The 24,374-nt window shown below is 68.4% G+C and carries 25 protein-coding genes, 1 tRNA gene and 1 pseudogene; 18 read left to right on the top strand and 9 right to left on the bottom strand.

Annotation, left to right across the window (positions count from 1 at the left end; genetic code table 11):
• Positions 1-88 precede the first annotated feature (88 nt).
• From QLQ12_RS04445 to QLQ12_RS04420, 6 genes are all read left to right on the top strand, one after another.
• Positions 89-451 carry a PadR family transcriptional regulator gene (locus QLQ12_RS04445; RefSeq protein WP_282757240.1) on the top strand — a complete coding sequence of 121 codons (363 nt, stop codon included), beginning with the start codon at positions 89-91 and terminating at the stop codon, positions 449-451.
• Complete coding sequence (locus QLQ12_RS04440) at positions 448-1,443, top strand: hypothetical protein (RefSeq protein WP_282757239.1); 996 nt, start codon at positions 448-450, stop codon at positions 1,441-1,443. Before QLQ12_RS04445 ends, QLQ12_RS04440 begins: the two co-directional genes overlap by 4 nt.
• Positions 1,436-3,082 carry an alpha-amylase family protein gene (locus QLQ12_RS04435; RefSeq protein WP_282757237.1) on the top strand — a complete coding sequence of 549 codons (1,647 nt, stop codon included), beginning with the start codon at positions 1,436-1,438 and terminating at the stop codon, positions 3,080-3,082. The genes QLQ12_RS04440 and QLQ12_RS04435 overlap by 8 nt, the downstream gene beginning before the upstream one ends.
• A 135-nt stretch (positions 3,083-3,217) precedes the next feature.
• Entirely contained in the window at positions 3,218-3,982 is a 765-nt protein-coding gene (fabG, locus tag QLQ12_RS04430) for a 3-oxoacyl-ACP reductase FabG (protein ID WP_282757236.1), read from the top strand.
• A gap of 47 nt (positions 3,983-4,029) precedes the next feature.
• The gene (locus QLQ12_RS04425) at positions 4,030-4,434 is read left to right on the top strand and encodes a hypothetical protein (RefSeq protein ID WP_282757234.1); all 405 of its coding nucleotides are present in this window, start codon (positions 4,030-4,032) and stop codon (positions 4,432-4,434) included.
• 2 nt (positions 4,435-4,436) lie between these two features.
• Entirely contained in the window at positions 4,437-5,891 is a 1,455-nt protein-coding gene (locus QLQ12_RS04420; RefSeq protein WP_282757233.1) for a glutathionylspermidine synthase family protein, read from the top strand.
• A 228-nt stretch (positions 5,892-6,119) separates the two neighbouring features.
• On the opposite strand, the gene QLQ12_RS04415 is transcribed toward QLQ12_RS04420, so the two are convergent.
• Positions 6,120-6,545 carry a hypothetical protein gene (locus QLQ12_RS04415; protein WP_282757232.1) on the bottom strand — a complete coding sequence of 142 codons (426 nt, stop codon included), beginning with the start codon at positions 6,543-6,545 and terminating at the stop codon, positions 6,120-6,122.
• On the bottom strand, positions 6,538-6,903 hold the full coding sequence (locus QLQ12_RS04410) for a hypothetical protein (protein WP_282757231.1): 366 nt from the start codon (positions 6,901-6,903) through the stop codon (positions 6,538-6,540). Before QLQ12_RS04410 ends, QLQ12_RS04415 begins: the two co-directional genes overlap by 8 nt.
• Positions 6,904-6,980: 77 nt before the next feature.
• Here QLQ12_RS04410 and QLQ12_RS04405 point away from each other — a divergent pair, with 77 nt between their 5' ends.
• Positions 6,981-7,874 carry a Gfo/Idh/MocA family protein gene (locus QLQ12_RS04405; RefSeq protein WP_282757229.1) on the top strand — a complete coding sequence of 298 codons (894 nt, stop codon included), beginning with the start codon at positions 6,981-6,983 and terminating at the stop codon, positions 7,872-7,874.
• A gap of 280 nt (positions 7,875-8,154) precedes the next feature.
• Entirely contained in the window at positions 8,155-8,484 is a 330-nt protein-coding gene (locus QLQ12_RS04400; RefSeq protein WP_282757228.1) for a hypothetical protein, read from the top strand.
• 7 nt (positions 8,485-8,491) lie between these two features.
• On the opposite strand, the gene QLQ12_RS04395 is transcribed toward QLQ12_RS04400, so the two are convergent.
• The gene (locus tag QLQ12_RS04395) at positions 8,492-9,484 is read right to left on the bottom strand and encodes a helix-turn-helix transcriptional regulator (protein ID WP_282757226.1); all 993 of its coding nucleotides are present in this window, start codon (positions 9,482-9,484) and stop codon (positions 8,492-8,494) included.
• A 330-nt stretch (positions 9,485-9,814) separates the two neighbouring features.
• Between QLQ12_RS04395 and QLQ12_RS04390 the strand changes: the two genes are divergently transcribed.
• Positions 9,815-10,171, top strand: coding sequence for an STAS domain-containing protein (locus tag QLQ12_RS04390; protein WP_282757224.1), 357 nt, complete (start codon positions 9,815-9,817; stop codon positions 10,169-10,171).
• 79 nt (positions 10,172-10,250) lie between these two features.
• Here QLQ12_RS04390 and QLQ12_RS04385 read toward each other — a convergent pair whose 3' ends face one another.
• Positions 10,251-10,709 carry a hypothetical protein gene (locus tag QLQ12_RS04385; protein ID WP_282757223.1) on the bottom strand — a complete coding sequence of 153 codons (459 nt, stop codon included), beginning with the start codon at positions 10,707-10,709 and terminating at the stop codon, positions 10,251-10,253.
• A gap of 208 nt (positions 10,710-10,917) precedes the next feature.
• Here QLQ12_RS04385 and QLQ12_RS04380 point away from each other — a divergent pair, with 208 nt between their 5' ends.
• Together QLQ12_RS04380 and QLQ12_RS04375 are read left to right on the top strand one after the other, a co-directional pair.
• A complete protein-coding gene (locus QLQ12_RS04380; protein WP_282757222.1) occupies positions 10,918-12,498 on the top strand; it encodes a serine/threonine-protein kinase in 1,581 nt (526 codons plus the stop codon).
• A gap of 78 nt (positions 12,499-12,576) precedes the next feature.
• Entirely contained in the window at positions 12,577-14,487 is a 1,911-nt protein-coding gene (locus QLQ12_RS04375) for a capsular polysaccharide synthesis protein (protein WP_282757220.1), read from the top strand.
• A gap of 387 nt (positions 14,488-14,874) precedes the next feature.
• Here the strand turns inward: QLQ12_RS04375 and QLQ12_RS04370 are convergent, their stop codons facing one another.
• A complete protein-coding gene (locus QLQ12_RS04370; RefSeq protein WP_282757218.1) occupies positions 14,875-15,060 on the bottom strand; it encodes a hypothetical protein in 186 nt (61 codons plus the stop codon).
• A 436-nt stretch (positions 15,061-15,496) separates the two neighbouring features.
• On the opposite strand from QLQ12_RS04370, the gene QLQ12_RS04365 reads away from it, so the two are divergent.
• From QLQ12_RS04365 to QLQ12_RS04340, 6 genes are all read left to right on the top strand, one after another.
• A complete protein-coding gene (locus QLQ12_RS04365) occupies positions 15,497-15,715 on the top strand; it encodes a hypothetical protein (RefSeq protein WP_282757216.1) in 219 nt (72 codons plus the stop codon).
• Between the two features lie 96 nt (positions 15,716-15,811).
• Positions 15,812-15,949, top strand: a complete 138-nt coding sequence (locus QLQ12_RS04360; protein WP_282757214.1) for a hypothetical protein — start codon at positions 15,812-15,814, stop codon at positions 15,947-15,949.
• 373 nt (positions 15,950-16,322) lie between these two features.
• Entirely contained in the window at positions 16,323-16,799 is a 477-nt protein-coding gene (locus QLQ12_RS04355; RefSeq protein ID WP_282757213.1) for a hypothetical protein, read from the top strand.
• The gene (locus tag QLQ12_RS04350; RefSeq protein WP_282757211.1) at positions 16,762-17,559 is read left to right on the top strand and encodes a sigma-70 family RNA polymerase sigma factor; all 798 of its coding nucleotides are present in this window, start codon (positions 16,762-16,764) and stop codon (positions 17,557-17,559) included. Before QLQ12_RS04355 ends, QLQ12_RS04350 begins: the two co-directional genes overlap by 38 nt.
• A 454-nt stretch (positions 17,560-18,013) precedes the next feature.
• Positions 18,014-18,463, top strand: a complete 450-nt coding sequence (locus QLQ12_RS04345) for a helix-turn-helix domain-containing protein (RefSeq protein WP_282757209.1) — start codon at positions 18,014-18,016, stop codon at positions 18,461-18,463.
• Between the two features lie 17 nt (positions 18,464-18,480).
• On the top strand, positions 18,481-19,053 hold the full coding sequence (locus QLQ12_RS04340) for a PIN domain-containing protein (protein ID WP_282757207.1): 573 nt from the start codon (positions 18,481-18,483) through the stop codon (positions 19,051-19,053).
• 177 nt (positions 19,054-19,230) lie between these two features.
• On the opposite strand, the pseudogene QLQ12_RS04335 reads toward QLQ12_RS04340, so the two are convergent.
• The 4 genes and pseudogenes from QLQ12_RS04335 to QLQ12_RS04320 all read right to left on the bottom strand — a co-directional run bounded on the left by QLQ12_RS04335 (position 19,231) and on the right by QLQ12_RS04320 (position 22,613).
• A pseudogene (locus tag QLQ12_RS04335) lies at positions 19,231-20,510 on the bottom strand (IS701 family transposase).
• A gap of 451 nt (positions 20,511-20,961) precedes the next feature.
• A tRNA-Arg gene (locus QLQ12_RS04330) sits at positions 20,962-21,033 on the bottom strand.
• A 129-nt stretch (positions 21,034-21,162) separates the two neighbouring features.
• Positions 21,163-21,825 carry a DUF305 domain-containing protein gene (locus tag QLQ12_RS04325; protein WP_407651408.1) on the bottom strand — a complete coding sequence of 221 codons (663 nt, stop codon included), beginning with the start codon at positions 21,823-21,825 and terminating at the stop codon, positions 21,163-21,165.
• Positions 21,822-22,613, bottom strand: a complete 792-nt coding sequence (locus QLQ12_RS04320; protein WP_282757204.1) for a DUF3105 domain-containing protein — start codon at positions 22,611-22,613, stop codon at positions 21,822-21,824. The genes QLQ12_RS04325 and QLQ12_RS04320 overlap by 4 nt, the downstream gene beginning before the upstream one ends.
• Positions 22,614-22,700: 87 nt before the next feature.
• On the opposite strand from QLQ12_RS04320, the gene argS reads away from it, so the two are divergent.
• The gene (argS, locus tag QLQ12_RS04315; protein WP_282757202.1) at positions 22,701-24,371 is read left to right on the top strand and encodes an arginine--tRNA ligase; all 1,671 of its coding nucleotides are present in this window, start codon (positions 22,701-22,703) and stop codon (positions 24,369-24,371) included.
• Positions 24,372-24,374 lie beyond the last annotated feature (3 nt).

Here is a 24,374-nt window from a genome sequence, read left to right as displayed (position 1 = left end):
CACAGTGCCGCCGGTAGCTGTGAGTTACCCGAGAGCCGTCCGGTGAACCGCTTGGCGCATATACCGATCATCTGTATATGCTCCTGTCATGAGCGACAGCCCGATGCGTGAGCCGACGTTCCTGGTCCTCACCGCTCTGGCCGAGGAGCCACGGCACGGCTATGCCGTGATCGAGGATGTCGCCACGATGACCGGTGGACGGGTGCGCCTCCGGGCCGGCACGCTCTACGCCGCCCTGGACCGGCTGCGCGTCGAAGGCCTGATCGAGGTCGACCGCGAGGAGGTCGTGCAGTCCCGGCTGCGGCGCTACTACCGGCTCACGGGGGCCGGCGAGCAGAGCCTGGCAGTCGAGACCGCACGCCTCCGCGCGCAGACCACCATCGCCGAGCGCCGCCTGCGCGCCCGCCGCCTGCGCGCCCGCCGCCTCAACCTCGGGGGAGCCACCACGTGACCAGCCTGGAGTTGCGCTACCGCCGCCTGTTGCGGGTCTATCCGGCCGGCCACCGGGCCGCCTACGAGGACGAGATGATCGGCGTGCTGATGTCCGGCGCGGAGCCCGGCCGCCGCTTCCCCGCCGCGGCCGACACCCTCGACCTGCTCCGCGCGGGCCTCACCGCCCGTCTCGGCCAGGGATTGCACACCCAGCGGGGTACGGGCTGGCGCGCTGCCGCCACGGTCACCGGCCTGTTCGCCGCGCTGGTGCTGAGCGGAGTGGCGATCGGCCGGCTCGCCGACGGGCTGGTGCGGTCGACGTTCGGTGACCCGATGCGGGCGCATGGTGTCGACGGTCTGGCGCTGCTCGACCCGGCCGTGCTCACCGCCACCTGGCTCGTTGCCGCCGCCGCCGCGGTGCTCGGCCTGCGCCGGGCCGCCGTCGCGATCGCCGCCGCCGGGGTGCTTTTCCAGGCGGGCACGGTCGCCTGGTGGGCGCAACCGGCCCCGTGGGAGGCCCTCGGCCTCGGGTGGTCGCTCGCTCTCGCGGTCGTGGCACTGGGGCTGTTCGCGGCCTCCGGTCCTCCGGTCCGTGCCGTGCTCGGCAACCGGGGCCTGGCGCTGGTCATGGCCACGGCGGCCGCCGTGGCCGTGGCGTGGGTGTTGCCCTGGACCGGGGTGATATCGATCGACGTGGGGACGGTGCGGTCCGTGCGCTTCCTCGTCCCGCTTCCGGTCCTGGCCGTCGCGGCGATGGCTGCCGGGCGCGGGGTACGCGGCCGGATCGCCGTGCTGTCCGCCGTGGTCGTCGCGATCCCGGTCGCCTTCTCCTGGCTGGAGGAGGCGGCGCGGTGGTCGCTCTTCTTCGACCTGACGCCGGGGATCGTGGCGTCCTCGGTCATCGTGCTGCTCCTGACCCCGATCGTGGTCCTCGCCGCCGGTGTCACCCTGCTGAGCGCCTGGGAACGTTTGGCCGATAGGGGCCACGGACATGTAAGGGCCTATGAGTGACCGCTGGTACTCCAAGGCCGTCGTCTACTGCCTCGACATCGACGCCTTCGCCGATTCCGACGGTGACGGCTGCGGTGACATCCGCGGTCTGATCGGGCGTCTGGACTACCTGTCCCGCCTGGGCGTCAACTGCCTGTGGCTCAACCCGATCCACCCGTCGCCCGGCAAGGACGACGGCTACGACGTGTCCGACTTCTACAATGTGGACCCCCGCTTCGGCACCCTGGGCGACTTCGCCGAGCTGCTGCACCAGGCGGCCAACCGTGGCATCAAGGTGATCATCGACCTGGTGGTCAACCACACGTCCGACCAGCACCCGTGGTTCCAGTCGGCGCGGTCGTCGCCGGACTCGCCGTACCGTGACTGGTTCGTCTGGAGCGAGACCGCCCCGGCGGACCGCAAGCAGGGGATGGTGTTCCCCGGCGAACAGGACGAGACGTGGAGCTACGACCGGACGGCGAAGCTCTGGTACTACCACCGGTTCTACAAGTTCCAGCCGGACCTGAACATCAGGAACCCCGCGGTCCGCGAGGAGATCAAGAAGATCTGCGCGTTCTGGCTCCAGCTCGGGGTGTCCGGATTCCGGATGGACGCGGTGCCGTTCATCATCGAGGAGACCGAGCCGGGCACCCCGGCCTCGCCGATGGACTTCGGCTTCCTCAGTGAGCTGCGCCAGCACGTGCAGTGGCGGCGCGGCGACGCGGTCCTGCTCGCCGAGGCCAATGTGGAGCCCGAGAAGCTGGTGGCCTTCTTCGGTGACGAGGGCGGCTCCAGCAACCGCATCCACATGCTGTTCGACTTCATGCTCAACGGCCGGCTGATGCTCGCGCTGGCCCGGCAGGACACCGAGCCGATCATCGACGCGCTGCGGGACACGCCGCAGCTCCCGGCCGGCGGACAGTGGGCCACCTTCCTGCGCAACCACGACGAGATCGACCTGTCCCGGCTGACCGCCGAGCAGCGCAAGGACGTCCTCGCGCAGTTCGGCCCGGAAGAGCACATGCAGCTGTACGGCCGGGGCATCCGCCGCCGTCTGGCCCCGATGCTCGGCAACGACCGCCGGCGGCTGGAACTGGCCTACGCGCTGCAGTTCAGCCTGCGCGGGACGCCGGTGCTGCGCTACGGCGAGGAGATCGGGATGGGGGAGAACCTCGACCTGGACGGGCGCTACGCCATCCGTACCCCGATGCAGTGGTCCCACCTGCCGAACGGCGGCTTCTCCAGCGCGGATCCGAAGGACCTGGTCCGGCCGGTCATCTCCGGTGGTGAGTACGGCTACGAGAAGGTCAACGCGACCATCCAGCGGCACGACCCGGCATCACTGCTGTCGTGGTTCGAGCGGATGATCCGCACGCTCCGTGAGGCGCCCGAGGTCGGCGACGGAAGCTGCACCCACGTCGACGTGCCCGCGCCGCGCGGGATCCTCGTGCACCGGGCCGACGCCGACACCGGGACCATGCTGTTCGTGCACAATCTGAGCACCGAGGCCGGCGTGGTCGATCTGAGCAGTCTGGCCGGTGAGGCCGAGTTCCCGAACGACGTGCTCGCCGACCAGGAGTACCCGGAGCCGGGCAAACTCGACAAGATCCAGGTCGAGGGATACGGATACCGGTGGATCCGGATGCGCAGAACCGCCTGACCACGACTAGCATCGGCCTCCGGTGAGTCTTCCTCGCGACCGGTGGCGATCTTGCGACTTGACTCGCGGATTCGCTACTCACAAGGTTGATCGCGTACAAGACTCAGTAGTCTGGATCACTACCGGAGGCCCGCAATGTCGCAGTCCGCAGCCAGTCGTGTCGCCGTCGTGACCGGGGCCGCGCGCGGCATCGGTGCGGCGATCGCCCGCAAACTCGCCGCCGGAGGCATGGCCGTCGCGGTCGTCGACCTCGACGAGAAGACTGGTGCCGAGACGGTCGACGCCATCGTCTCCGCCGGGGGCTCAGCGATCGCGGTCGGCGCCGATGTGGCCGACTCCGGTCAGGTCGCGGCCGCCGTCGAGAGGGTCGTCGCCGAGCTCGGCCCGCCGACCGTGCTGGTCAACAACGCCGGGGTGCTGCGCGACAACCTGCTCTTCAAGATGTCCGAGGACGACTGGGACACGGTCATGGGCGTCCACCTGCGCGGCGCGTTCCTGTTCAGCAAGGCGATCCAGAAACACATGGTCGACGCGGGTTACGGCCGCATCGTCAACCTCTCCAGCACGTCCGCTCTCGGCAACCGGGGCCAGGCCAACTACGCCGCCGCCAAGGCCGGCCTCCAGGGCTTCACCAAGACTCTCGCCATCGAGCTCGGCAAGTTCGGCATCACCGCCAACGCGGTCGCGCCCGGCTTCATCGTGACCGATATGACCAAGGCGACCGCCGCCCGCATCGGTGTCGACTTCGCCGACTTCGAGAAGGCCACGGTGAGTCAGATTCCCGTCGGGCGTGCGGGCCGTCCCGAGGACGTCGCGGCTACTGTGGCGTTCCTGACCAGCGAAGACGCCGGTTTCGTCTCCGGCCAGGTCATCTACGTGGCCGGCGGCCCGCAGGACTGACACGCCCTCGTCGCTGGCAACTTGCTGAGAAGAGTTACAAAGAAATCATGAACCGACGCATGAGTTCCCGGACCGTGTCGCTGACCAGCACCTTCCTCCTGCTGGCCGCGGGCGGTACGGCCGCGTGCGACAACGATGAGACCGTCGACGAGGGCTTCTACTGCGCCGACGCCAACGGGGTGATCGTCGACGAGGACCTGTGCGACGACGACGGCGGCGGCGGTGGCGGTAGCGGCTTCTTCATCTGGCACTCGTCGGCTTACCGGTCCGGTTACCCGGTCGGGCAGAGGCTGCCGGCCGGCGGGACCAAGTTCGCGTACAACGACTCGGCGGCCCGTTCCCGGTTCGGCTTGCCGTCCAGCGGCCGGATTCCCAACGGCACCATCAAGAGCAGCGTCGTCGGCAAGGGCGGCAGCGGCTCGTCCGGCAAGTCCGGATCGTCGGGAGGCTGACCGTGCGCCGGATTTCGAACGGGCCGGTGCGCGACGGGTGGCGGCTGACCAACTTCAGCCTCGGCCTGACGTACAACGACGACGTCCTGCCGGACGGGACCGCGTACTCGTACTGGCAGGAGGGGGCGTACTACGACTTCACCGCGGCCGAGATCGAGGAGCTGGAGACCGCCACCTCGACCCTCTACGCCATGTGCCTGGAGGCCGGCGACTGGATGGTCCAGCAGTGCCCGCGGCGCACCGTCGAGGGTCGCAAGCAGGGCTATTTCGCCTCGGTCTGCACCGCCGAGTCGTGTTTCCTGACCCGCATCGGGATCCCCGAGTACACCCATGAGCAGATCATCCGGACCTGGTTCGACGGCGACGCGGAGACGTGGACGCACTACGACAAGGACCCGGACATGCGCCTGCCCATGCAGACGCCGGACTACTCGCCGACCGTCTACGGCCGTTTCGACTTCTGGTACAACGGGGCCGGCACCGTCCCGAAACTGCTCGAATTCAACGCGCAGACCCCGACGTCGCTGGTCGAGGCCGCCGTCATCCAGTGGCACTGGATGGACCAGACCGGCGTCACCGAGCACCCGTGGCGTCAATGGAACTCCATCCACGAGCGCCTGACCGGCTGGGAACCCACCCCCGGCGAGCCGGGCGACCCCGGCGCCTGGCGGCGCAACATCGGCAAGCTGCGCGAGGCCCGGCACTGGCTCCCGGAAAAACCCAAGATCTTCTTCGCGTACGAGACGTCGGAGACCTCGGGCGAGGATCGGATGAACGTCGCCTACCTGATGGCCACCGCGGAGGAGGCCGGTTACCCGGTCGAGCTGATCGCGATGAGCCAGATCGGCTGGGACGTGGCCGGCGACCGGGTCCTGTTCGTCCCCGCGCCCGGCCAGGAACACCGCGCCGAGCCCATCGACGTGATCTTCATGCTGTACCCCTGGGAGTGGTTCTGGCACGAGGAAGGCGGCAAGGCCTTCTTCCGCAACATGGCCGACCCCGAGAAACGCGGCACCGTCTGGATCGAGCCCCCTTACAAGGCGGCCCTGCTCGGCAACAAGGCCCTGCTCCCGGTCCTCTGGAAGCTGTTCGGCGACCACCCTGAGCGCGGGAAGTACCTGCTCCCGGCCTACTTCGCCGAATCGTCCGGCGCCGCCACCCTCACGTCCTACGCGAAGAAACCCGTCTGGGGCCGTGAGGGCGGTTCGGTCACCCTGGTCCGCGACGGCGTCCCGATCACCGACGTCCCGTCCGAGTACGGGTCCGACGGCCGCTACGTCGTCCAGCAGCTCTGTGAGCTGCCATCGTTCGAAGGCCTGGAAGGCGTCGTCCACCCGGTGATCGGCTCCTGGCTGATCGACGGCGAACCGGCCGGCATGGGCATCCGCGAGGGCGTCGGCACCGCGGGCTTGGTGACGACGAACACCTGCAACTTCATCCCCCACGTAATCACCTGACCACCCCAAGAACGCCCAGCCCGGAAACCCGCCCCATAGTTTTCCAGTGCGCACGCCCCCACCAAACGGCCCGCAAAACGCCGCGGGTGACGTGGCGTGTTTTTTTCCAGCGCCGCGGGGTGTGCGGCGGTGGAAACTCACCCGCCTCGTCACCGGTAACCAGGCGTTTTGCCGCGGAGCGAAGCGGAGCAATCAAGCACAGCGGAGCAATCAAGCACAGCGGAGCAATTAAGCCCTGCGCCAGATCCACCAGAGGCCGATGAACGGCAGAACCAGCGGAATGTAGCCGTAGCCGCTGCCGAAACGGGACCACACCGTGTCGTCGGGGAAGGCGACGCTGTCGACGATGCTGAGAGTGCCGATGACCAGCACTCCGATCAGCTCGATGGTGCAGCTGACCAGGGCGAGGAGCCGGCCGCGAGGGCCGCCGCGGGCCAGTCCGACGGTGGCGGCGATGTAGACGAGGCCGGCCACGGCGGAGAGCAGGTAGGCCAGTGGCGCCTCGCCGAAGTGGGTGCTGATCTGCACCAGGGCGCGAGCGCTCGCGGAGAGCGCGAAGACGCCGTAGACGAGGAGCAGCACGCGCCCGATCCCGGAGCCGAGAGCGGCGTCGCGGGGGCGGCTGACGGCTTCCGCGGGGGTCTGGTCAGGCACCGGTCACCGACGCGATCTGCTGCAGGCGCAGCACGAGGACGGGCAGGACGAGGCAGCCGATGCCGAGGATCAGGTTGCCCCAGCGGGTCGGTTCCATCTTGGCCAGGATCAGCGCCGTCGGGACGAGGCCGATGGTCGTGATCAGGTAACCGGCGAACGTGCCGGTGTCGGTGGGGCGGCTGCCGTCGAAGAGGCCGGCTACGGCGACTACGACGAGGACGGCGACGAAGGCGCCGAGCACGCCGGCGGCGATCAGATCGAGACGGCTCGGCGCGCGGTCCAAGGCTGTCCGCAACAGGTACCAGGCGGCCAGGAGGAGGGCGGCGACGATCGTCGCCGTCGACAGGGCACCGTTCACCCGGTCAGGTTACTGAGGTGCCCGATGCCTGGTAACTTCCGGCCCGGGAGATCAATGATGCGAGGGCGGGCGATCCGGTGCGCTTCGGACTATTCGGTACGGGGCCGTGGGCTCATCAGGCGCACGCGCCGGCACTGGCCGCGCATTCCGGCGTGGAGTTCGCCGGAGTCTGGGGACGGGACCCGGAGAAGGCGGCCGATCTGGCCGGCCGGTACGGCGTACCCGTCTACACCGACGTCGATGCCCTGATCGCCGACGTCGACGCCGTGGCGGTCGCGCTGCCACCGGACGTGCAGGCGCCGATCGCGCTGCGGGCGGCGCGCGCGGGCCGGCACCTCCTGCTCGACAAGCCGGTCGCGCTGCGTACCGCGGATGCCGAAGCCCTCGCCGAGGCGGCGGCCGGCGTGGCGTCGGTGGTGTTCTTCACCCGCCGGTTCACGCCGGAGCTGGACGCCTTCGTGGCCGAGGCGGTGGAGACCGGCGGCTGGTCCGAGGCCCGGATCGACCATCTGGGCTCGATCTTCCAGCCGGGCAATCCGTTCGGGGCGTCGCCGTGGCGGCGTGAGCGCGGCGGCCTCTGGGACGTGGGCCCGCACGCGCTGGCCCTGGTGCTTCCGGTGCTGGGCCCGGTCACCGAGGTGACCGGGATCGCCGGTGACCGCGACCTGACGTACCTGCTGCTCAAGCATGCCGGCGGGGCGGTGAGCCGGCTCACCCTCGCGGTGGACGCGCCGCCCGCGGCGGCCCGGGAGGAGGCCGTCTTCGTCGGCGAGGCGGGGCTCCGGGAGGTGCCGCGCGGCCGGTGGGTGCCGTCGGAGTCGCTGGGGCGTGCTCTCGACCAGTTGATCGCGGCGGCTGCGGGCGGGCCCCGGCCGGCTTGCGACGTGCGGTTCGGCGCTCAGGTCACGGCGGTCCTGGCCGCCGCCGAGCGGGCGATCACCGACCGCGCCACGGTCAGCCTCTCTGTCTGATTCTGATAGCGCCTTCCGGGCGGATGGTCGCGACCCGTGACCGGGCCCGGCCGAACTGAGCGCTAACTGGACAGAACCTGCGCGTTACGGATGGACGCATAGTAGCGAGCCGAATACATTTTCGGCTTGTCACGTGTGCCGGGAGCCGGATTCCCGTCGGTGGCCGTCGCGGGCCCGCGACGCCGCCGGGCACGTGTCGGGGTGAGGGGATGCACTGCATGACCGATCGCACAGCCAGAGTCGTGAAACCGAAGCCGGGCGAGCGTGGGGGAGCGCGGGCATGACCGGTCTGTGGGACGCCGAGCGTGACGCTTCCGAGGCGGCACAGGCCCTGGCCGGCCTGGTCGCCCTGCTGCGTGAGGGTGTTCCGGCCGATCCCCGGATGCTGCTGAGCATCGCCGAGAACGGCGGCGCGGCGGCCGAGCGGGTCGTCGCCTATCTCCGGCAGCGCCGCGCGCCCGGGGACGGCGAGATGGCCGCGGTGCCGCCGCGGCTGGGGCCATGGCGCGACTGGACGCCGGCGCGTGGGCACCTGTTCGGAACGGCCGATGCGGGCCGTCACGCCGACGGAGTGCCGCAGCCGCGGCGGTGTGGCGACCCGGGCGAGTGACACCCGTTCAGGTGGCGGACCGCAGCGTCTCCGACGGTGACTCCCCGAACCGTTTGCGGTAGGCCGACGCGAACCGGCCGAGGTGCGCGAAGCCCCACCGGTGCGCGACGTCGGCGACCGTGACCGCGGCTGGGTCGCTCCGGCGCAGCGTCTCGTGGACCCGGGTGAGCCGGACCTGTTGCAGGTGCGTCATCGGGGCGCTGCCGACGTGCCGCCGGAACCCGGACTGGAGCGACCGGATGCTCGTTCCGGCGATCGCCGCGAGTTCGCCCACGGTGAAGGCGCGTTCCGGTTCGCCGCTGATCGCCTCCAGGACCCGCCGGATGGGCCGGGGCGGACCGGTCGCGGCCGGCGCCACCAATTCGTCGTGGTAGCGATGCGACACGCTGAGCAGCAGGCCGCTCAGGACGCTGCTGCAGAGCTGCTCGGCGATCAGCGGCTGGTAGATGAGGCTGGTCTCGTGCTCCAGCTCGTCGCGGAGCAGCCGGATGAGCCGGCTCCAGCTGTGCGCGGGGCCCTCGGTGAGGTCGAAGGCGGGCGGCAGGTCGATCGGCCCCTCGATGGGGTGGCCGAGCAGCCCGGCCAGTTCCGCCTCCAGCGCCCAGCTCTCGATCCGCACGTCGATCTCCGCGGTGTTCGGCTCGTGGCGCAGCTGGATCCGGTCGCCGGGGCGGAACGCGAGCGCGGTCGTGGGAGTGGCGACGACCTCGCGCCCGTCGCGGCTGGACCGGACGACCCCGCTGGTGGGCAGGGTGACGTGGTAGGCGGCGGCTTCGGAGAAGTCCAGAGTTGCGCTACGGGCGAACGTGAGGTGACCGACGGTCAGTGGTCCGAGTTGGATCACCTCGACGTCGAGCTGGAGGTCCGCTCCCGCGGACACCGGGTGATAGAAACGATTCAGGACGTCACGGACCCGGTCACGGTCGACGCTGTCGAAATAGACGCTGTCGAAGTAGACGGTGCCCGGCGCCGATGTGGCGCACGGCAGGGCGTCAACCATGCCGCCAGGTGCTCCAACGCATACGGTGAGTATTCGGTCAAAGTCAGTGGACAGTCAACGCGGGCGCCACGCACTGACCGTTCCAGCACATTCCGGCCATATGAACTACTCTGGCGTTCCGCGCCTACGTGGCGTAACTTGCAGACCAGCGGATTGTTGTAGGAACGCGGGTTCCGGTCGGCGTCCCTCAGCGAACGCCGCTCGCGCACGGCCCCCTCATCAGTGAGATCTCTAGATTGTGAAATCTCTCGGGAGCCGGCCGGCGCAAAAAACCGTGTCCCGCGGCAAATCGGCGTCGGCCCGAGGCCGGACGCCAGGAAGAGGGCAGCTGTGTATCTGCCGATCACGACCCGCCAGCTGGCCGACGGCACTGTTGAGATCGCCCCCAGCGGCGAGATCGATCTGGACAACGCTCACGTCATGCGGGACGCGGTCAACGACGTCCTGACCGCGATGACGCCGGGCAAGATCTGTCTGGACCTGCAGCGGGTCATGTTGATCGACAGTATCGGGATCGGCATCCTCGTCGCCTGCTTCCACACCGCCGCCGCGAGCGGCGTGAAACTGGTGGTCAGCCACCCCAGCGCCACGGTTTACCGGCAGCTCTGGGTGTCCGGGCTGGTCGGCCTGCTCGGCTGCGCCGAGCCGCCGACCCCGCGGACCTCGGTGGGCCTGCGCCCGTCCTGAAGCTTTTCACCCGTCCGGGAGGACCGGCCGACTGATTTCGACCGGTCCTCCCGCGCGGGCGCCGAGCGCCGAGGGCGCATCAATCGTTGAGCTGAGACCGCTCGATCTCCCCGAGCGCCGCCGTCCACCAGGGCGCGACCGGCCTTCCGGCCAGCAAGTCGGCGATCAGCACGGCGGCGTGCCACGCCAGTGCGCCGGGTTTCGGGCCCGGTGTCCCGTCCTCCTCCAGCACGCCGAGCGCCCCGGCCAGCAGCCAGAGCACCACCTGCGGATCGGCCTGTGGCCACGACCGGACACAACCGGTCAGAGCGGCCCGCACGTCGTCGGCGGTGAGCCCGTCCGGGTGCCCGTCCTCCAGCAACAGGCGCACCGCCGTGCCGAGGACCAGGCCGGTCTGCGCCGGATCGAGGGCGGCCAGTGTGGCGGCCGCCTCGTCGAGGGCCGCGGTGTCGTGCGCCTGGGCGGCGGCCACGGCCGAGGTGGCCGCGGCGGCGATGGGGCGGGCCGGTGCGGGCAGATGCCGCCAGGAATCGGTCATGAGGCCCGACCCTACGGCCCCGCGGCAGGAGGGTCGGTGTCACTCTCCGGGGCGAACCCCCGGCCGCCGGAAAGCGTGCCGGCGCGGGCCGAACCGGGCTCCGGACCACGCCGCCTATCCGGAATCGGCATTCGAACATGAAAAGTGAAGGTAATTCCGGTGCCACTCGGATGTGCGAATCGCCCGGCATTTAGGCAGACTGCGTCGGGTGGAGGCGGAGCGGAAACTCGGCGGGCGGTACCGGCTGGAGAACGAACTCGGCCGCGGTGGCATGGCGGTCGTCTGGCTTGCCATGGACGAGGTGCTGGACCGCCCGGTGGCGGTGAAGGTGCTGGCTGGGCGCTACGCGGGAGACCGCCGGTTCCGGGCCCGGATTCTGCACGAGGCGCGGGCGGCGGCGACCCTTTCGCATCCGAACATCGCACAGATCTACGATTTCGGGGAATCCCAGGAGAATGGGAGCCCGGTTCCCTACGTGGTCATGGAACTGATCAACGGGCCGACACTGCAGCAGCGGGTCTCCCGCGGCCGCATTCCGCCGAGAACGGTATTCCGGATCTGTGGTGAAGTGGCCACCGCGCTGGCCGTCGCGCACGAGGACGGGCTCGTGCACCGCGACATCAAACTCGCCAACATCATGGTCACGCCGGCCGGCGCCAAGGTGGTGGACTTCGGCATCGCCGCCGTCGCCGGACCCGCCTCGCCCGAGGACGCGCTGCTCGGCACCCCCGCATACCTCGCCCCGGAGCGTCTCCTCGGCGGCGCCATCGAGCCCGCCTCCGACGTCTACGCGCTCGGTGTGCTGCTCTATCGCCTGCTCGCCGGGACCGCGCCGTGGAGCGTGGAGACCACCACTCAGATGCTCAAGGCGCACGTCTATCTGGAACCGCTGCCGCTGCCCGGCCTCCCCGGCGTGCCGGCCGAGATCATCGACCTGGTCGGCCGCTGCCTCGCCAAGGACCCGGCCGGGCGGCCGGACGCGGCGGAGGTGGCGGGCCTGCTCGGCGACGCGGCCGAGGCCGCCAACATCACCAAGCCCTATCTGGTACGGGCGACCGCGTCCCGCTCCGGCGAACAGGAGCGGGACGGCCCCGGCGACGCGACGGTCCTGGTGGGTCCTGGCCCGGAGCGGACCGCGCTCACACCACGGCCGCGCGGAACGGCAGGGGGCGCCGCGGGACGGTCCGGTGCGGTGGTGGTGCGGGCGGCGCCCGTACGACATCGGTGGAGAAAAGCTCGGCTGCCGGCCGCCGCAGCCGTCGCCGCGACCCTGCTCGCCGCCGCGCCGTTCTTCCTCGCCGGCGGAAACGGTGACCAGCCGAGTGTGCCCGGGGTGGCCGCGCCGCCCGCCTCCGCGCCGGAGGCGGCCCGGAGCGTCGCCGGCGGACCGGGCGCCACGCCCCCGGCCGAGTCGACCACCCGCCCCGAGCGCACCCCCGCGACCAGCGGAGGCGCCCCCGTCCTGTGGCCCAGCCGACCGGACGCCCAGGACTCCCCGCCGCCGTCACAGGCCGTTCCGCGACCGAGCGGGTCGGCCGCCGCCCCGTCCGCTTCGGCGCCGGCGACCGGCACGTGGCTGGAATCGCCGGGTGGGTCGGTGCTGGCGCGGTGCGTGACCGCCGGCGCCGAACTGCTGGCCTGGGAGCCGCGGCCCGGCTTCGCCGTGAAGCGGGCCGATCCGGGCCCGGCCCTGACCACGGCGGTGGTGTTCGCCGGAGACCTGACGCAATACCGGATGACCGTGACCTGCGTGGGCGGCCGTCCCTCCGCGGTGGTTCTGCCGCTGTAGAGCCCGGTCCGTCCGCTCGCTACCGAGGTGCGCCCGATGTCCGACTAAACTGCGGCGGCACGCTGCGAAGGGACCTCGATGACGGCGACCGCGCCCACTGACTCCTGGCCGACCCGGTTCCGGGCCGCGCTCCGCCGCACCCCGCAGCCGGAGCCCAGGCCGGCGCCGGTCGTGCCGTCCGTGGTCAACCTGGTGCCGGACCCGGGATTCCGGGGCGCGATCGACCGGCCCGCGGAGTCCGGTGGTGTGGACGTGCCCCCGGCCGTGTCCGCCGAACCCACCGAGGTGCCCGGCCGGCCCGGCGTCACCGGACTGCGGGTGACCGCCCTGAGCGGCGACAACGACACGTGGATCGCGCCCGGCGGGATCCGCCTCGGCCTGCGTGCCGGCGGCACCTACACGGCGTCCGTCTCGGTCTTCCTGACCGAGCCGCTGGGCGGTCCGCTGCACCCGTCGGCGCTGCGCCTGGCGCCCGGCTGGACCACCGGCGAACCGGCCCCCGGGCTAGCGGCCCGGTCGATGCCGGCCCGCAACGAGTTCGGGCACCACCGGATCAGCGTGACGTTCACGATCCCGCCCGACGCCCGCGACGCCTGTGTGCGGCTGTGCTCCGGCATGACCGCCGGGCACGGCGCGGTGATCTGGTACGACTACACGCTCACCGAGACCGCCGCGCCGGTCGGCCACTTCGACGGCTCCACCCCCGACGACGCCTCCTACGTCCACCAGTGGACCGGTGAGCCGAACGCGTCACCGTCACGCCGCACGCTGCGCCCCGCACCGGCCGCCTTCCACCCGGAGACGCCGGAGGAGGCCGCCTTCCTGCGGTCGCTGGCCGTCGACGATCCGATGGCCGCCGCCCGGCTCGCGCTCGCCGCCGGCGACCGGGAGAGCGCGGTCTCCGAGCTGCGGCGGGTGGCCAAGGCCGGCGACCCGGACGGGGAGGCGGCGTACGAGCTGGGCCGGCTCGCGCTCGCCGAGCGGAAGTGGGCGACAGCGGAGCAGCTGCTGCGCGGCGCGGTGGCGAAACGTCCGGAGGCCTTCGAGCGGGGTTACGCGCTGGCGCTCGCCTACGACAAGCTCAAGCGCCGCGACGACAGCCGCCGGGCCTCGGCCGCCGCGCTGGTGCACGACACCAAACTGCCGTTCGACGGCCCGGCCCTGCTCGACTCCGACGTCACGTCCTTCGGCGCCCGCCGTGAGATCGGGATCTTCCTCGCCGAACACCTCACCCAGATCCGCACCCAGGCCGAGCAGCGGCTGGCCCGGCCGGTCCGGAGCACCTTCGACCAGCCGATCTTCGTCTACTGGGCGCAGGGTTTCGAGGCCGCCCCGCCGGTGGTCAAGGCCTGCCTGGCAGCGCTCAAGGCGAACAACCCCGGCTCCCGGGTGCACGAGCTGTCGCTGGACAACCTGGGCGGCTACGTCGACGTGCCGGAGGACCTGGCGGACGCGCTCGCGGACGACCACTTCCACTTCTCCGACCTGCTGCGCATGCTGCTGCTGGAGAAGTTCGGCGGCATCTGGGTGGACGCGACCTGCTTCGTCTCCGAGCCGCTGCGGCCGCACATCGACCGGGCGCTGGCCAAGGGGGGCGTCTTCGCCTTCAACTACACCGGGCCGTACCTGGTGAACTGGTTCCTGGCCAGCCGTCCGGACAGCTACGTCATGCACCTGTGGCGGGCCGCGTCGTTCCTGTGGTGGGAGAAGCGCGGCGAGATCGTCGATCCGCTGCTGCACCATCACGTCTTCGAGATGCTGCACCGGCTGGACGACCGTTTCCGCGCCGAGTGGGACGCCGGGTTGCGGCTCAACGCGACACCGCCGCACGCTCTGCAGTCGGTCATGCTGCGGCCGTACGAGCCCGAGATGCTCCAGACCATCATGGAGGGTGCGTTCGTGCACAAGCTGCGATACCAGGTGGACGGCATGACCAGCGAGTCCTACCTGGCCCGAATCATCCGCGGCGACCACGGAAACGGCGCCTGACCGCAAACGCCCAAGACCCCACCCCCGCCGCCGAAGAAGGCCGCCTCCGTGCTGCCCCCCCCTGGAAGTTGACATCGCGGGCGGGGCGTCACACATCAAGAACCGCAAGCAGAACCCCACCTTTGAGTACGAGTCAATCGGCATGCTTGGACTCGGCCAACCGCGCTAGGAAGCCCTCCAGCGCGTAGAGCTGATGCGGTTCGTCGGTCGGACGTTTGGTCCGGCGTGCCAGATTCTGTAGATCCAGATATGCCCGGCCGGCAACGGGACGGTACGTGCCTCGTGGGAGCGCCACGTCGATCATTGACGGAATCTCGTCGGTCAACCCGTGCCGGGCGGGGGCGGTAGTGAGGCACAGCGTTGCCGAGGACGCCCGTCGGGCGACACTCAGACGATCGACATCGGCAAGAGCATCCACATCGGTACGGCAAAAAGCCCGCGATCGATGACCTCGATGACGTCGTCATCCCTGAGTTGATACAGCTGACGATCGGACAGCCCGCCCAGGCGTGCTTCGGAATAAATGAACGTGACGGGAAGCCCGCGACGAGCGTCGTCCCACTTGACTGCCACGGAAGAAATCCTACGCACCTGGACCGTAACTAAAGCAACATTCCTCCGCATGGATGGCTCCGGCTAGGCGTGGGACGCCGCCTCTCAGAGACTGCGTCATACCCGCCCGAGCCCCCGAGGCGCTCGGCCAGAAAGCCGACTGACGGCTTACAAGACGAGGCGAAGGCGTGTCAGCCAAAGAGAAAGAGGCCGGACCAAGCCGCCCACCGCGACCACCGGCAGTGCGGGGTCCTGGGGGCGCGGCGCGGAGTTTGAGGCTTGGGCTTCAGGAAAGAAAATCACGGTGGGCACCAGTTCGCGTTTATCAGCGAACACAGGTGCCCACTCACATTGGGCCCCCGGCAGGATTCATCCCAAACCGGCTCCCCCGCATAGGCGAATAGCCATAGCGGCTGACGTGCCAATATAGGCTAAGACGGGCAATCTGTGGGCGGCGGTGTTGGAGTTCCAGGCGCGAAGGGAACGCCAGCGGGTGGGCCGCCGCCGCATCGCCGACGCGGTCCAAGCCGCAGACCTCCCTACTGACCCGGAGGCATTCTCAACGACGAGAATTTTCGTAGACATCAACGTATTGTTCCCGTTCTCGGTCATGGATCTCATGCTGGCCTTGACCGAGGACGGCGTGCGCGAGGTGTTGTGGACGCAGGCGCTGTAGCGGGTGGGAACGGGTCATCGTACGGCCGAGCGTCGATCCGCTGCCTCTGCTGCGGCCATCACGGCCGCCATCCGCGCATACTTCGCGGAGAGCGAGGTGCCTGAGGACGCCCATGCCGATCCGATCGCCCGGATGCCCGCCAAGGATCCCGATGATCGGGTTTACATGATCGCCGCCGTTGCCGCACACGTGGCTGCGATCGTGAACTGGAATCTTGCTGATTTTTCCGCCTAAACGTCGGCATCTCACGGAGTTCGTGTTTGCACGCCGGACGACTACCTTTGTTCGTTCGTCAGGCGAAAGCGCCGGCCGCCGATGACTCTGGTCGACCTTGCTAACTCACTTGCCAAGGCTGGCGCGCCGGCGTTCGCCCATAGGTTGCAGGCCGGACTAGCCGACCAGGGGCAACTTTAGCCAGCTGTGGGAGCTGACGTCCGGTGCAAATTGCCCAAGGCACGACCTGTTGACCGAGTCTTTGCGCCAAATTTACTCATAGGAGAGAAAGTGTAGCGAATTGCCTACTTTCAGCTGCGGCGAGATGTCTTCGAGTTGCCAATCGGACGCCGTGTCCGTTGAGCTCTTCCCGAGGAAAATACATTGACGGGTCATGAAGAGTGCTCCTCAGGGCGGCGTAATTCCTCCTAAATTATCAAGACGGCAAGCCGGGAAATACTTTATCGATACCGTTTTGCAGGTGTTGAATATGCGGCCAGCTCAGTTGTCTGCGCTTACTGGTCATGCCGCGGTCACCGTCTCGCGCTATCGCGCCGGAAAGCGCGTTCCGACAATGGGATTTATTCTCGACCTTGTCGACGCGGCGCCTAATGCGGGATTTACGGTCGATCAAGTTGCTCCGAGGTTGGGGCACCCGTGGAGGGCCACCAAAGATCCTGAACGTCACCGGACCTTCGCCGATTATGTAATCACCGTCCGTGTGCTGGCGAGACTTCCCGGGAATCAGTTTGCGATCAAGTCAGGCCTGACGATCGACTGCGTTCGGGATCTGGAGCGCGGTGTCCTACCGGATGATGCTGTGCTAAGAAAGTTTGTGCGCCACATTCCTGCGACCCGACTATTCGATTAAAGCCGTCATTGCTGCATTCCCTCAGTTGCGGCCGGATGAACGGGCGATAGAGCTTCGCGAGAAGTTCCTCAAGTTCCAGCATCTACCCAAAGGGGACTTGGTGAGAAGGGCGATGGATAATTCGATTATCGAGGAATGTGTACCGATGGCACAGAAAATAGCCCGGGCAGTCTCCGGGCGATATCGTCGGCCGGATTTGGCCGAAGAAATCTGGGGTCTAGGTCTAGTCCTCGCCGTCCGCGACCATGATCCGCGACGCGGATACTTACCTGGTTATTTAAAGGCGCGAATCCGGGGCCTCGCTCGTAGGATTATCTGGTCGCGGATGCAGACTGGCGTGAACGCCGCGTTGCGTGATTATGGCTTCGCGGTCAGGGAAACAGATGAATTTCTTCTCCAGGAATTCGGGCGAAGTCCCACCGAATTTGAAATCGCTCAGCATCTTGATGTCTCGGTGGAGGTCGTCCGCGAAGTCGCGCAGGCGCTGATCGCAAGTGATGCGCTGTTCACCGAACACCTTGACCTGCTGATGCAGGATGTCGTCGACTTGAGCGTCGCGTCTCGCGAGTGGGATGACAACGATGACGTGCTCGTCAGAAGATTTCGTCGACTTTCCCGAGAAGAGCAAGAAGTATTGTACCTCTTCTACTTCGATCAGTTCCCGATCGAAGAGATAGCACGTGTCACGGACGCCTCGGAGGCCGATGTATCGAATGCTTTGAAATGGGCGCTGGCGCAACTTTGCTCGGACGAAAGCTGAGTCTGTGTCGACGGCGCCTGAAGACTGGGTCGGCCGTCCTTGACAGGGTCGACCGTAGGTGGGGAACGAGGTCGGGCAGCAGAGCCGCCTCAGAGGTGGTTACGTGTGGTCTGGGCTTCGACTCCAGAAAGCAAAACGAGCGACCAAGCTCCGCGCCTTCCTGCGGACATGGGTCGCTCGGAGCTTGTGCCCTGCAGGATTCATCCCAGGCCTGCTCTCCTACATGGCCGGCTAGCCATAGCGGCTGACCTGCCCATGTGAGCTAGAAGGGCAATCGGTGAGAGGCGTGCGGCGGTGCGATCGGCCGCTGTTCCGGCGTGGTGGCAAACGTGTTCAAACGATGCGACTCCTAGCGCGCGGCGCTGTCCGCGCCAGGTACGGCAGGTTGGGCATAGGCATCAGTGCCGTCGCGGGTTACAGTTGTTTCGGATATCGTCGGTGTGAGGAGGCTTCGGTGGCGCGTTCAAGCGTTCTAGGAGAGGCGACCCGCGTTGAGCCGACCTCCGACGATCGTGATCGCGCGGCCGAGATCAGCCGCGCGGGGGCGAACCTTTCGCAGGCGGTCCTCCGGCTGCCCACCGGGGAGGAGATCGCGCTGCCCGAGTCCTTGGTGACCGTGCTGGTCGCATCCGCAGGCCAGTTGTCACAAGGCCATGGCGTCACAGTGCTCGCCACGGAGGTTTGTCTGACTCCGGCTGAGGTGGGCGAGTTGCTCGGATTGTCTCGTCCGTTCGTGGTCAGGTTGTTGGACGCCGGCGAGATCCCGTCGGAGCACCTTCCTGACAGCAAGCATCGCGTGGTGCGCTTGGTGGACGTGTTGGAGTTCCAAGCGCGCAGGGAACGCCGACGGGCGGGCCGCCGACGTATTGCCGACGCGGTTCAGGCCGCCGATCTTCCCTACTGAGCGCGGCCGCGATTTCGATGGCTAGGGTCTTCGTCGACACCAATGTGCTGTTCCCGTTCTCGGTCATGGATCTCATGCTGGCCCTGACCGAGGACGGCGTGCATGACGTGATGTGGACCCAGGCTCTGCTCGCCGAATGGGAGCGGGTCATCGTGCGGGAGCAACGCAGGTCCGCCGCCTCGGCCGCAGCGATCACCTCCGCGATCCGCGAGCACTTCGCCGACAGCGAGGTGCCCGAGTCCGCCTATTCCCCTCTGATCGAGCGGATGCCAGGCAAGGACCCCGACGATCGAGTGCACATGGCCGCTGCCGTTGCCGGTCGCGCGATTGCGATCGTGACGTGGAATCTCGCTGACTTTCCCGCCGCGGCGCTGGCATCTCACGGAGTCCGGGTCTGCACGCCGGACGACTACCTGTGCGGCCTGCTCGACGTCTGGCCAGGCGAGATTCTCGATACTGTTGTCCGGATGGCTGGCGAGAAGCGTCGCCCGTCGATGACTCCGGCCGATCTGGCTGACTCGTTGTCCAAAGCCGGCGTGCCGGCGTTCGCTCAACGACTACAGGCGACGTTAGTGGACCGGCGCGGTTGAGGTAATCGATCCCGATTCCGCTGGTGCTCGATATGACTGCGCAGGACAGGTCGAGTCTTCAATGGTGGTCCGACTCCGTGTCAAAGGTGTCGCCACGCGGTGGGTGTCCCTCCGCTGACGGTTTCACGGGGCGGTAGAGCGATTCAAGTCTTCTAGTACGGCAGCCGCCATTCGTGATCATGGTTGAAGTTCGAGGGTGAGGCGGCGGGCGTAATGGGCTCGTCTGGCTCGTGCCTGGTGTCGGCGTCGCCAGTTTGACATCTCAGACGGTAGGCGATGCTCCGGGTCGGCCGGATCAGCAGGACGTTGATCAGGCGACGGATCTCGTTGACGGTCAGCTCGATCATGTCGGGCTGAGCGTGGCGGTCTGCTGTTCGGGCGTCGGCGGCGCAGATCGCGAGAACGGCGAGGGCCGCGATGGCGAGGGTGGTGAACCGGTGCCAGGACGTCCAGCGGCGGACTTGGTGCTGGACGAGGCCGACCTGGCCCTTTCCGGCTTGGAAGCTTTCTTCCACGATCCAGCGAACTCCCGCCACCCGCACGAGCTGAGCGAGGGTAGCCGAGCCGGGTGTCCAGCAGCGGTAGAAAGCCAGCTCACCGGTGGTGTTGTTGCGGCGGATCAGCAAACTGTGCCGACCGTCGTCGTCGGGGTCACCGTCGGCGCCGACATCGGCCAGCCAGGCCCAGTCGTAGAACCGGGGACTCTCCGACCCGTCGCCGGCACTGCGGCGGGTCCACGCGGTGGCCGGCAGGTTCTCCACCAGCCGGTCGGCGCGGCAGCGGGTCTTACCGCCGTCGACCGGCACGAGATGATCACAGGAGACGGCCAGGACGTAACCCAGGCGGAGTTCCCGCAGCTCGGCCCGCAGGCTGGTGTTGTTGCCGTAGGCCTCGTCCGCGGCGACCCATCGAGCCGGGACCAGGGCCTTCACAGCGGCGTTGATCATGTCATCGGCCAGCTCGGATCGGGTGGCAAACGCGATGTCGTCCGGCACGCCGGCCTGTTCGCACCGCTGGGGGTCGCCGGTCCAGGACTTCGGTAGGTAGACCCGCCGATCGATCAGGGTGTGGCCGTGTCTGCTCGCGTAGGCCAGGAACACACCGACCTGGGCGTTCTCGATGCGTCCCGCGGTTCCGGTGTACTGGCGCTGGACACCGACGGTGTGCACACCCTTCTTCAGATCGCCGGTCTCGTCGACGACCAGGACCCCGTCCGGATCACCGAGCCGGTCGACGACGGCCTTGCGCACATCGTCACGCACCGCGTCGGCGTCCCACTTCGCCCGGTACAGCAACCTTTGCATCGGATCCGGGCGACCATGCCCGGCCTGCTCAGCCAGCTGCCAGCACGTCTTGATCTCCAGGTCGGCGAGCAGGCCGGTGACGAAGCCCGCGACCGCCCGGCGGGGTTCGCCCCGGGCGAACCGACCCGCGAACGCCCCGGTCACCAGGTCGATGGTTCGTCGCCACTGGGCGGGCTCTACGCTGCGGCTCTCGGCCACCGCAGGGTCGGATGTTGTGTCCACAACGCACAGACGATCATGCGGTGGCCGTCCTCGTTCCTGCGGGATCCGAGGTCGCCTCACGAACGGTGGCTGCCGTACTAGAATCGCCGCTGGCTGGGACTACTGCGAGCCATCGCCCGCGTTCGCCGTCCACGAAAGTGATCTCGTAGTCGAACCCCACGTTGCGTGACTTACCCATACTGCACCTGAGCACGGACAGCGCCGATGCGAAATGACGGTAACCCCAGTGGGTGACGGGAGTGAAGTCTGCCAGTAGCCGGCAGCGCCGACCGGCTCGCTGATGATGCGTCTGCGGCTCTAGCGTTTGAGGTGCGTACTCGCAGCTCAACTAGACTGATAGCGGATCACTCGATTCGAGATTAACCCGAAAGTGGTGCAAATGTGCCCCCGGCAGGATTCGAACCTGCGCTTTCGCCTCCGGAGGGCGACGCTCTATCCCCTGAGCTACGGGGGCTCAGTGAGGATGAGCCTAGCAGCACTCGCGCGGCCCCGGCCAACCGGTATGGGTCTTCGCGGGCGTTGCGGCCTTAAGGGGTTCCGGGCCCCGGGCGTCCCGCGGGGGGCCCGATCCCGTTCGCGCAGTTCAGGCGGCTGCTTCGATCTGTTGCTGGAGCGATTTCATGTCGGTGAGCTCGCGCTGCTGGCTGTTGATGGTCAGCTGCGCGGCCTCCACGACCTCCTGATCGTCGCTCAGTTTCAGGACTTCCTGGGCCATGTGGACGCCGCCCAGGTGGTGCTGAATCATCAGCTTGAGGAAGAGGCGGTCCTCGTCGAGGCCGGTGGCCTCGTTCAGCTGTTTCAGTTCCGCCTGGGTGGCCATGCCGGGCATCAGGCCGTTGACGACGCTCTGCTCACCGCCGGGCATCCATGCCATCGGGGGCTCGGACCTGGTCGGCTGCAGTTTCCACTCGCGCAGCCAGGCCTGCATCATGCCGATCTGGCCCTGCTGGTTGAGTGCGATGTCGACGGCCATGGAGCGGACGTCCGGGTTCTGCGCCCGGACGAACGCGACCAGGCCCATCTCGACCGCCTGCGTGTGGTGGGTGGTCATGTCCCGGGCGAAGCCGGCTTCCGGGGAATCGTCGGCCGGCAGGCTCGCGCCGCGCGGCACCACGAAACCGATGACGGCGCCCAGGATGAGCCCCACCACCAGGGCGACCGGAATCCAGTAGCTGATTCGCCGGGGCGCCGGGGCGGGGCCGTCCTCGTCGCCGGTCGGTGCCGGGCCGTCGTTCGTCAAGGTCAGGCCTGCGGGGTCGTGCCGGTGGCCGAGATGCCGCTGTCGCAGAGCGCGGTCGGGCCCTCGATGGAGGCGTTGATCCGCAGCGACTTGATGAACTCGTCGATCCGCGGGTCGTCGACCGTGTCGACCTTGAGCTGGTAGCCCCAGGCCTGCAGGGAGACGTTGTTGCTGAGGTCGGCCACCGGGCTCATCAGCATCTTCTCCAGGCCTTCGACCTTGGAGGCCAGGGTGGCGACCTGGTCGGCGGGGAGGCCCTGCTTGTAGGTGATCCAGACGGCGCCGTGTTCGAGGCTGTGCACGGCGTGCTCGTTGGCGATCGGTGCGGGATAGACGATGCCGTTGCAGTTCTGCCAGCGCGCGTTGTGCTCACCGGCGACCGGGGGCGACTGGTCGTACTTGAGCGGTCCGGCCTTGTGCTGGCTGCCCTTGACCAGGTCGGGGTTCGACTCGCGGTAGTTGACGACGCCGGCGATGGCGGCGGCCCGGTCGGCCCACGGGATCGCGTTCTTCTTGTCCGACTGGACGGAGGCGAACACGCCCCAGCCGATGATGCCGACCGCGATGAGCACCACGACGCCGACGACCGCGATCGGGCCCCAGTTGCGGCCGCCGTTCACCTTGACCGGGGTGACCGTCTTGCGGCCCTTGCCCTTGCCGCCCTTGCCGGTGGGACGAGGCCCACTTGGCCGGTTGGAGCCGGACTTGCCCGCAGGAGGCTTACCCTGACCGGTGGTCTTGTCGACCTTGACGGTGGACGGGACCCGTTCGGGCCCCGGCGTGCTCATGCTCATCGTGCCTCGTCGATTCTTCAATAAGGGGAAGGGGCGGGGCTCGGGTGGCCGCCGAACGCCGAAGTCTACCCCCGATAGCATGGTTGAGTGACTCCCGCCAACCTTGCTGACACCGTTCTCTCAGCCGCTCGTGCCGTTTTCGAGACGCGCGGACTCGACGTCGCGCTGTTGCCCGCCACGGCGACGGTGGAGCGGCCGCGCAACCCCGAGCACGGCGACTACGCCTCGAACCTTGCTCTGCAGCTGGGCAAGAAGGCCGGCGTCGTCCCGCGGGAGCTGGCCGCGGCCCTCGCCGAGGAACTCGGCCGCCGGGACGGCATCAAGTCGGTGGAGATCGCCGGTCCGGGCTTCCTGAACATCCGGCTGGACGCGGCCGCCGCCGGCGCGCTGGCCCGCGACATCGTGCTCGCCGGGGAAGCGTACGGCCGGACCGACCGGCTCGCCGGGGAACACGTCAACCTGGAGTTCGTCTCGGCCAACCCGACCGGCCCGGTGCACATCGGCGGGGTCCGGTGGGCGGCCGTCGGTGACGCCCTGTCCCGGCTGCTGCGCACCGCGGGCGCGCAGGTCGGCACCGAGTACTACTTCAACGACGCGGGTTCGCAGATCGACCGGTTCGCCCGGTCGCTGCTGGCCGCGGCGAAGGGCGAGCCCGCCCCGGAGGACGGCTACGGCGGCGCCTACATCGCCGAGATCGCGGCCGACGTGGTCAAGGCCGAGCCCGGGGTGCTGTCGCAGGACGACGCGGCGGCGCAGGAGACGTTCCGGCGGATCGGCGTCGAGCTGATGTTCGCCGAGATCAAGAAGTCGCTGACCGAGTTCGGCGTGCGGTTCGACACCTACTTCAACGAGAAGGACCTGCACGAGGGCGGCAAGCTGCAGGAGGCCCTGGACCGGCTGCGGGAGCAGGGCCACGTCTTCGAGCTGGACGGGGCGACCTGGCTGCGCACCACCGACTTCGGTGACGACAAGGACCGGGTGCTGCGCAAGTCCGACGGCGACTGGACGTACTTCGCCGCCGACTGCGCCTACTACCTGGACAAGCGCAAGCGTGGCTTCGATCGGGTCGTCATCATGCTCGGCGCCGACCACCACGGCTACATCGGCCGGATGAAGGCGATGGCGGCGTGTTTCGGCGACGACCCGTCGAAGAACCTGGAGATCCTGATCGGTCAGCTGGTCAACCTGGTCCGGGACGGCGAGCCGCTGCGGATGAGCAAGCGGGCCGGGACCGTGGTGACCCTGGAGGACTTCGTCGAGGCGCTCGGCGTCGACGCCGCGCGGTACGCCCTGGCCCGTTACTCGTCGGACTCGCCGATCGACATCGACATCGAGTTGTGGACCAAGGCCGGTAACGACAATCCGGTCTACTACGTGCAGTACGTGGCCGCCCGGACGGCGAACGTGGCCCGCAACGCCGCCGATCTCGGTCTGACCCGGGGCGACGCGGACGCCTTCAAGCCGGAGCTGCTCAGCCACGAGAAGGTGAACGCCCTCCTGAAGAGCCTGAACGAGTACCCGGACGTGATCGTCCGCTCGGCCGAGCTGCGGGAGCCGCACCACGTCGCCCGCTACCTGGAGAAGGTGGCCGGCGACTATCACCGGTTCTACGCCGACCCGGAGTGCCGGATCACCCCGATGGGCGACGAGGAGATCAACGACCGGCACGTGGCGCTGCTCTGGCTCAACGACGCCACTCGTACGGTGATCGCGAACGGTTTGGCCCTCCTCGGGGTCTCCGCTCCGGAGAGGATGTAAGGC

The organism is Actinoplanes sandaracinus (assembly GCF_030009775.1).
GTDB lineage: Bacteria > Actinomycetota > Actinomycetes > Mycobacteriales > Micromonosporaceae > Actinoplanes > Actinoplanes sandaracinus.
Note: the sequence above shows the minus strand (reverse complement) of the source record. Positions and strands in the feature narration are given on the sequence as shown.

Coding starts and splice junctions, on each gene's coding strand:
- QLQ12_RS04445 (WP_282757240.1), top strand. CDS start 89: ATGAGCGACAGCCCGATGCGTGAGCCGACGTTCCTGGTCCTCACCGCT.
- QLQ12_RS04435 (WP_282757237.1), top strand. CDS start 1,436: ATGAGTGACCGCTGGTACTCCAAGGCCGTCGTCTACTGCCTCGACATC.
- fabG (WP_282757236.1), top strand. CDS start 3,218: ATGTCGCAGTCCGCAGCCAGTCGTGTCGCCGTCGTGACCGGGGCCGCG.
- QLQ12_RS04425 (WP_282757234.1), top strand. CDS start 4,030: ATGAACCGACGCATGAGTTCCCGGACCGTGTCGCTGACCAGCACCTTC.
- QLQ12_RS04400 (WP_282757228.1), top strand. CDS start 8,155: ATGACCGGTCTGTGGGACGCCGAGCGTGACGCTTCCGAGGCGGCACAG.
- QLQ12_RS04395 (WP_282757226.1), bottom strand. CDS start 9,484: ATGGTTGACGCCCTGCCGTGCGCCACATCGGCGCCGGGCACCGTCTAC.
- QLQ12_RS04385 (WP_282757223.1), bottom strand. CDS start 10,709: ATGACCGATTCCTGGCGGCATCTGCCCGCACCGGCCCGCCCCATCGCC.
- QLQ12_RS04375 (WP_282757220.1), top strand. CDS start 12,577: ATGACGGCGACCGCGCCCACTGACTCCTGGCCGACCCGGTTCCGGGCC.
- QLQ12_RS04355 (WP_282757213.1), top strand. CDS start 16,323: ATGAAGAGTGCTCCTCAGGGCGGCGTAATTCCTCCTAAATTATCAAGA.
- QLQ12_RS04340 (WP_282757207.1), top strand. CDS start 18,481: ATGGCTAGGGTCTTCGTCGACACCAATGTGCTGTTCCCGTTCTCGGTC.
- QLQ12_RS04320 (WP_282757204.1), bottom strand. CDS start 22,613: ATGAGCATGAGCACGCCGGGGCCCGAACGGGTCCCGTCCACCGTCAAG.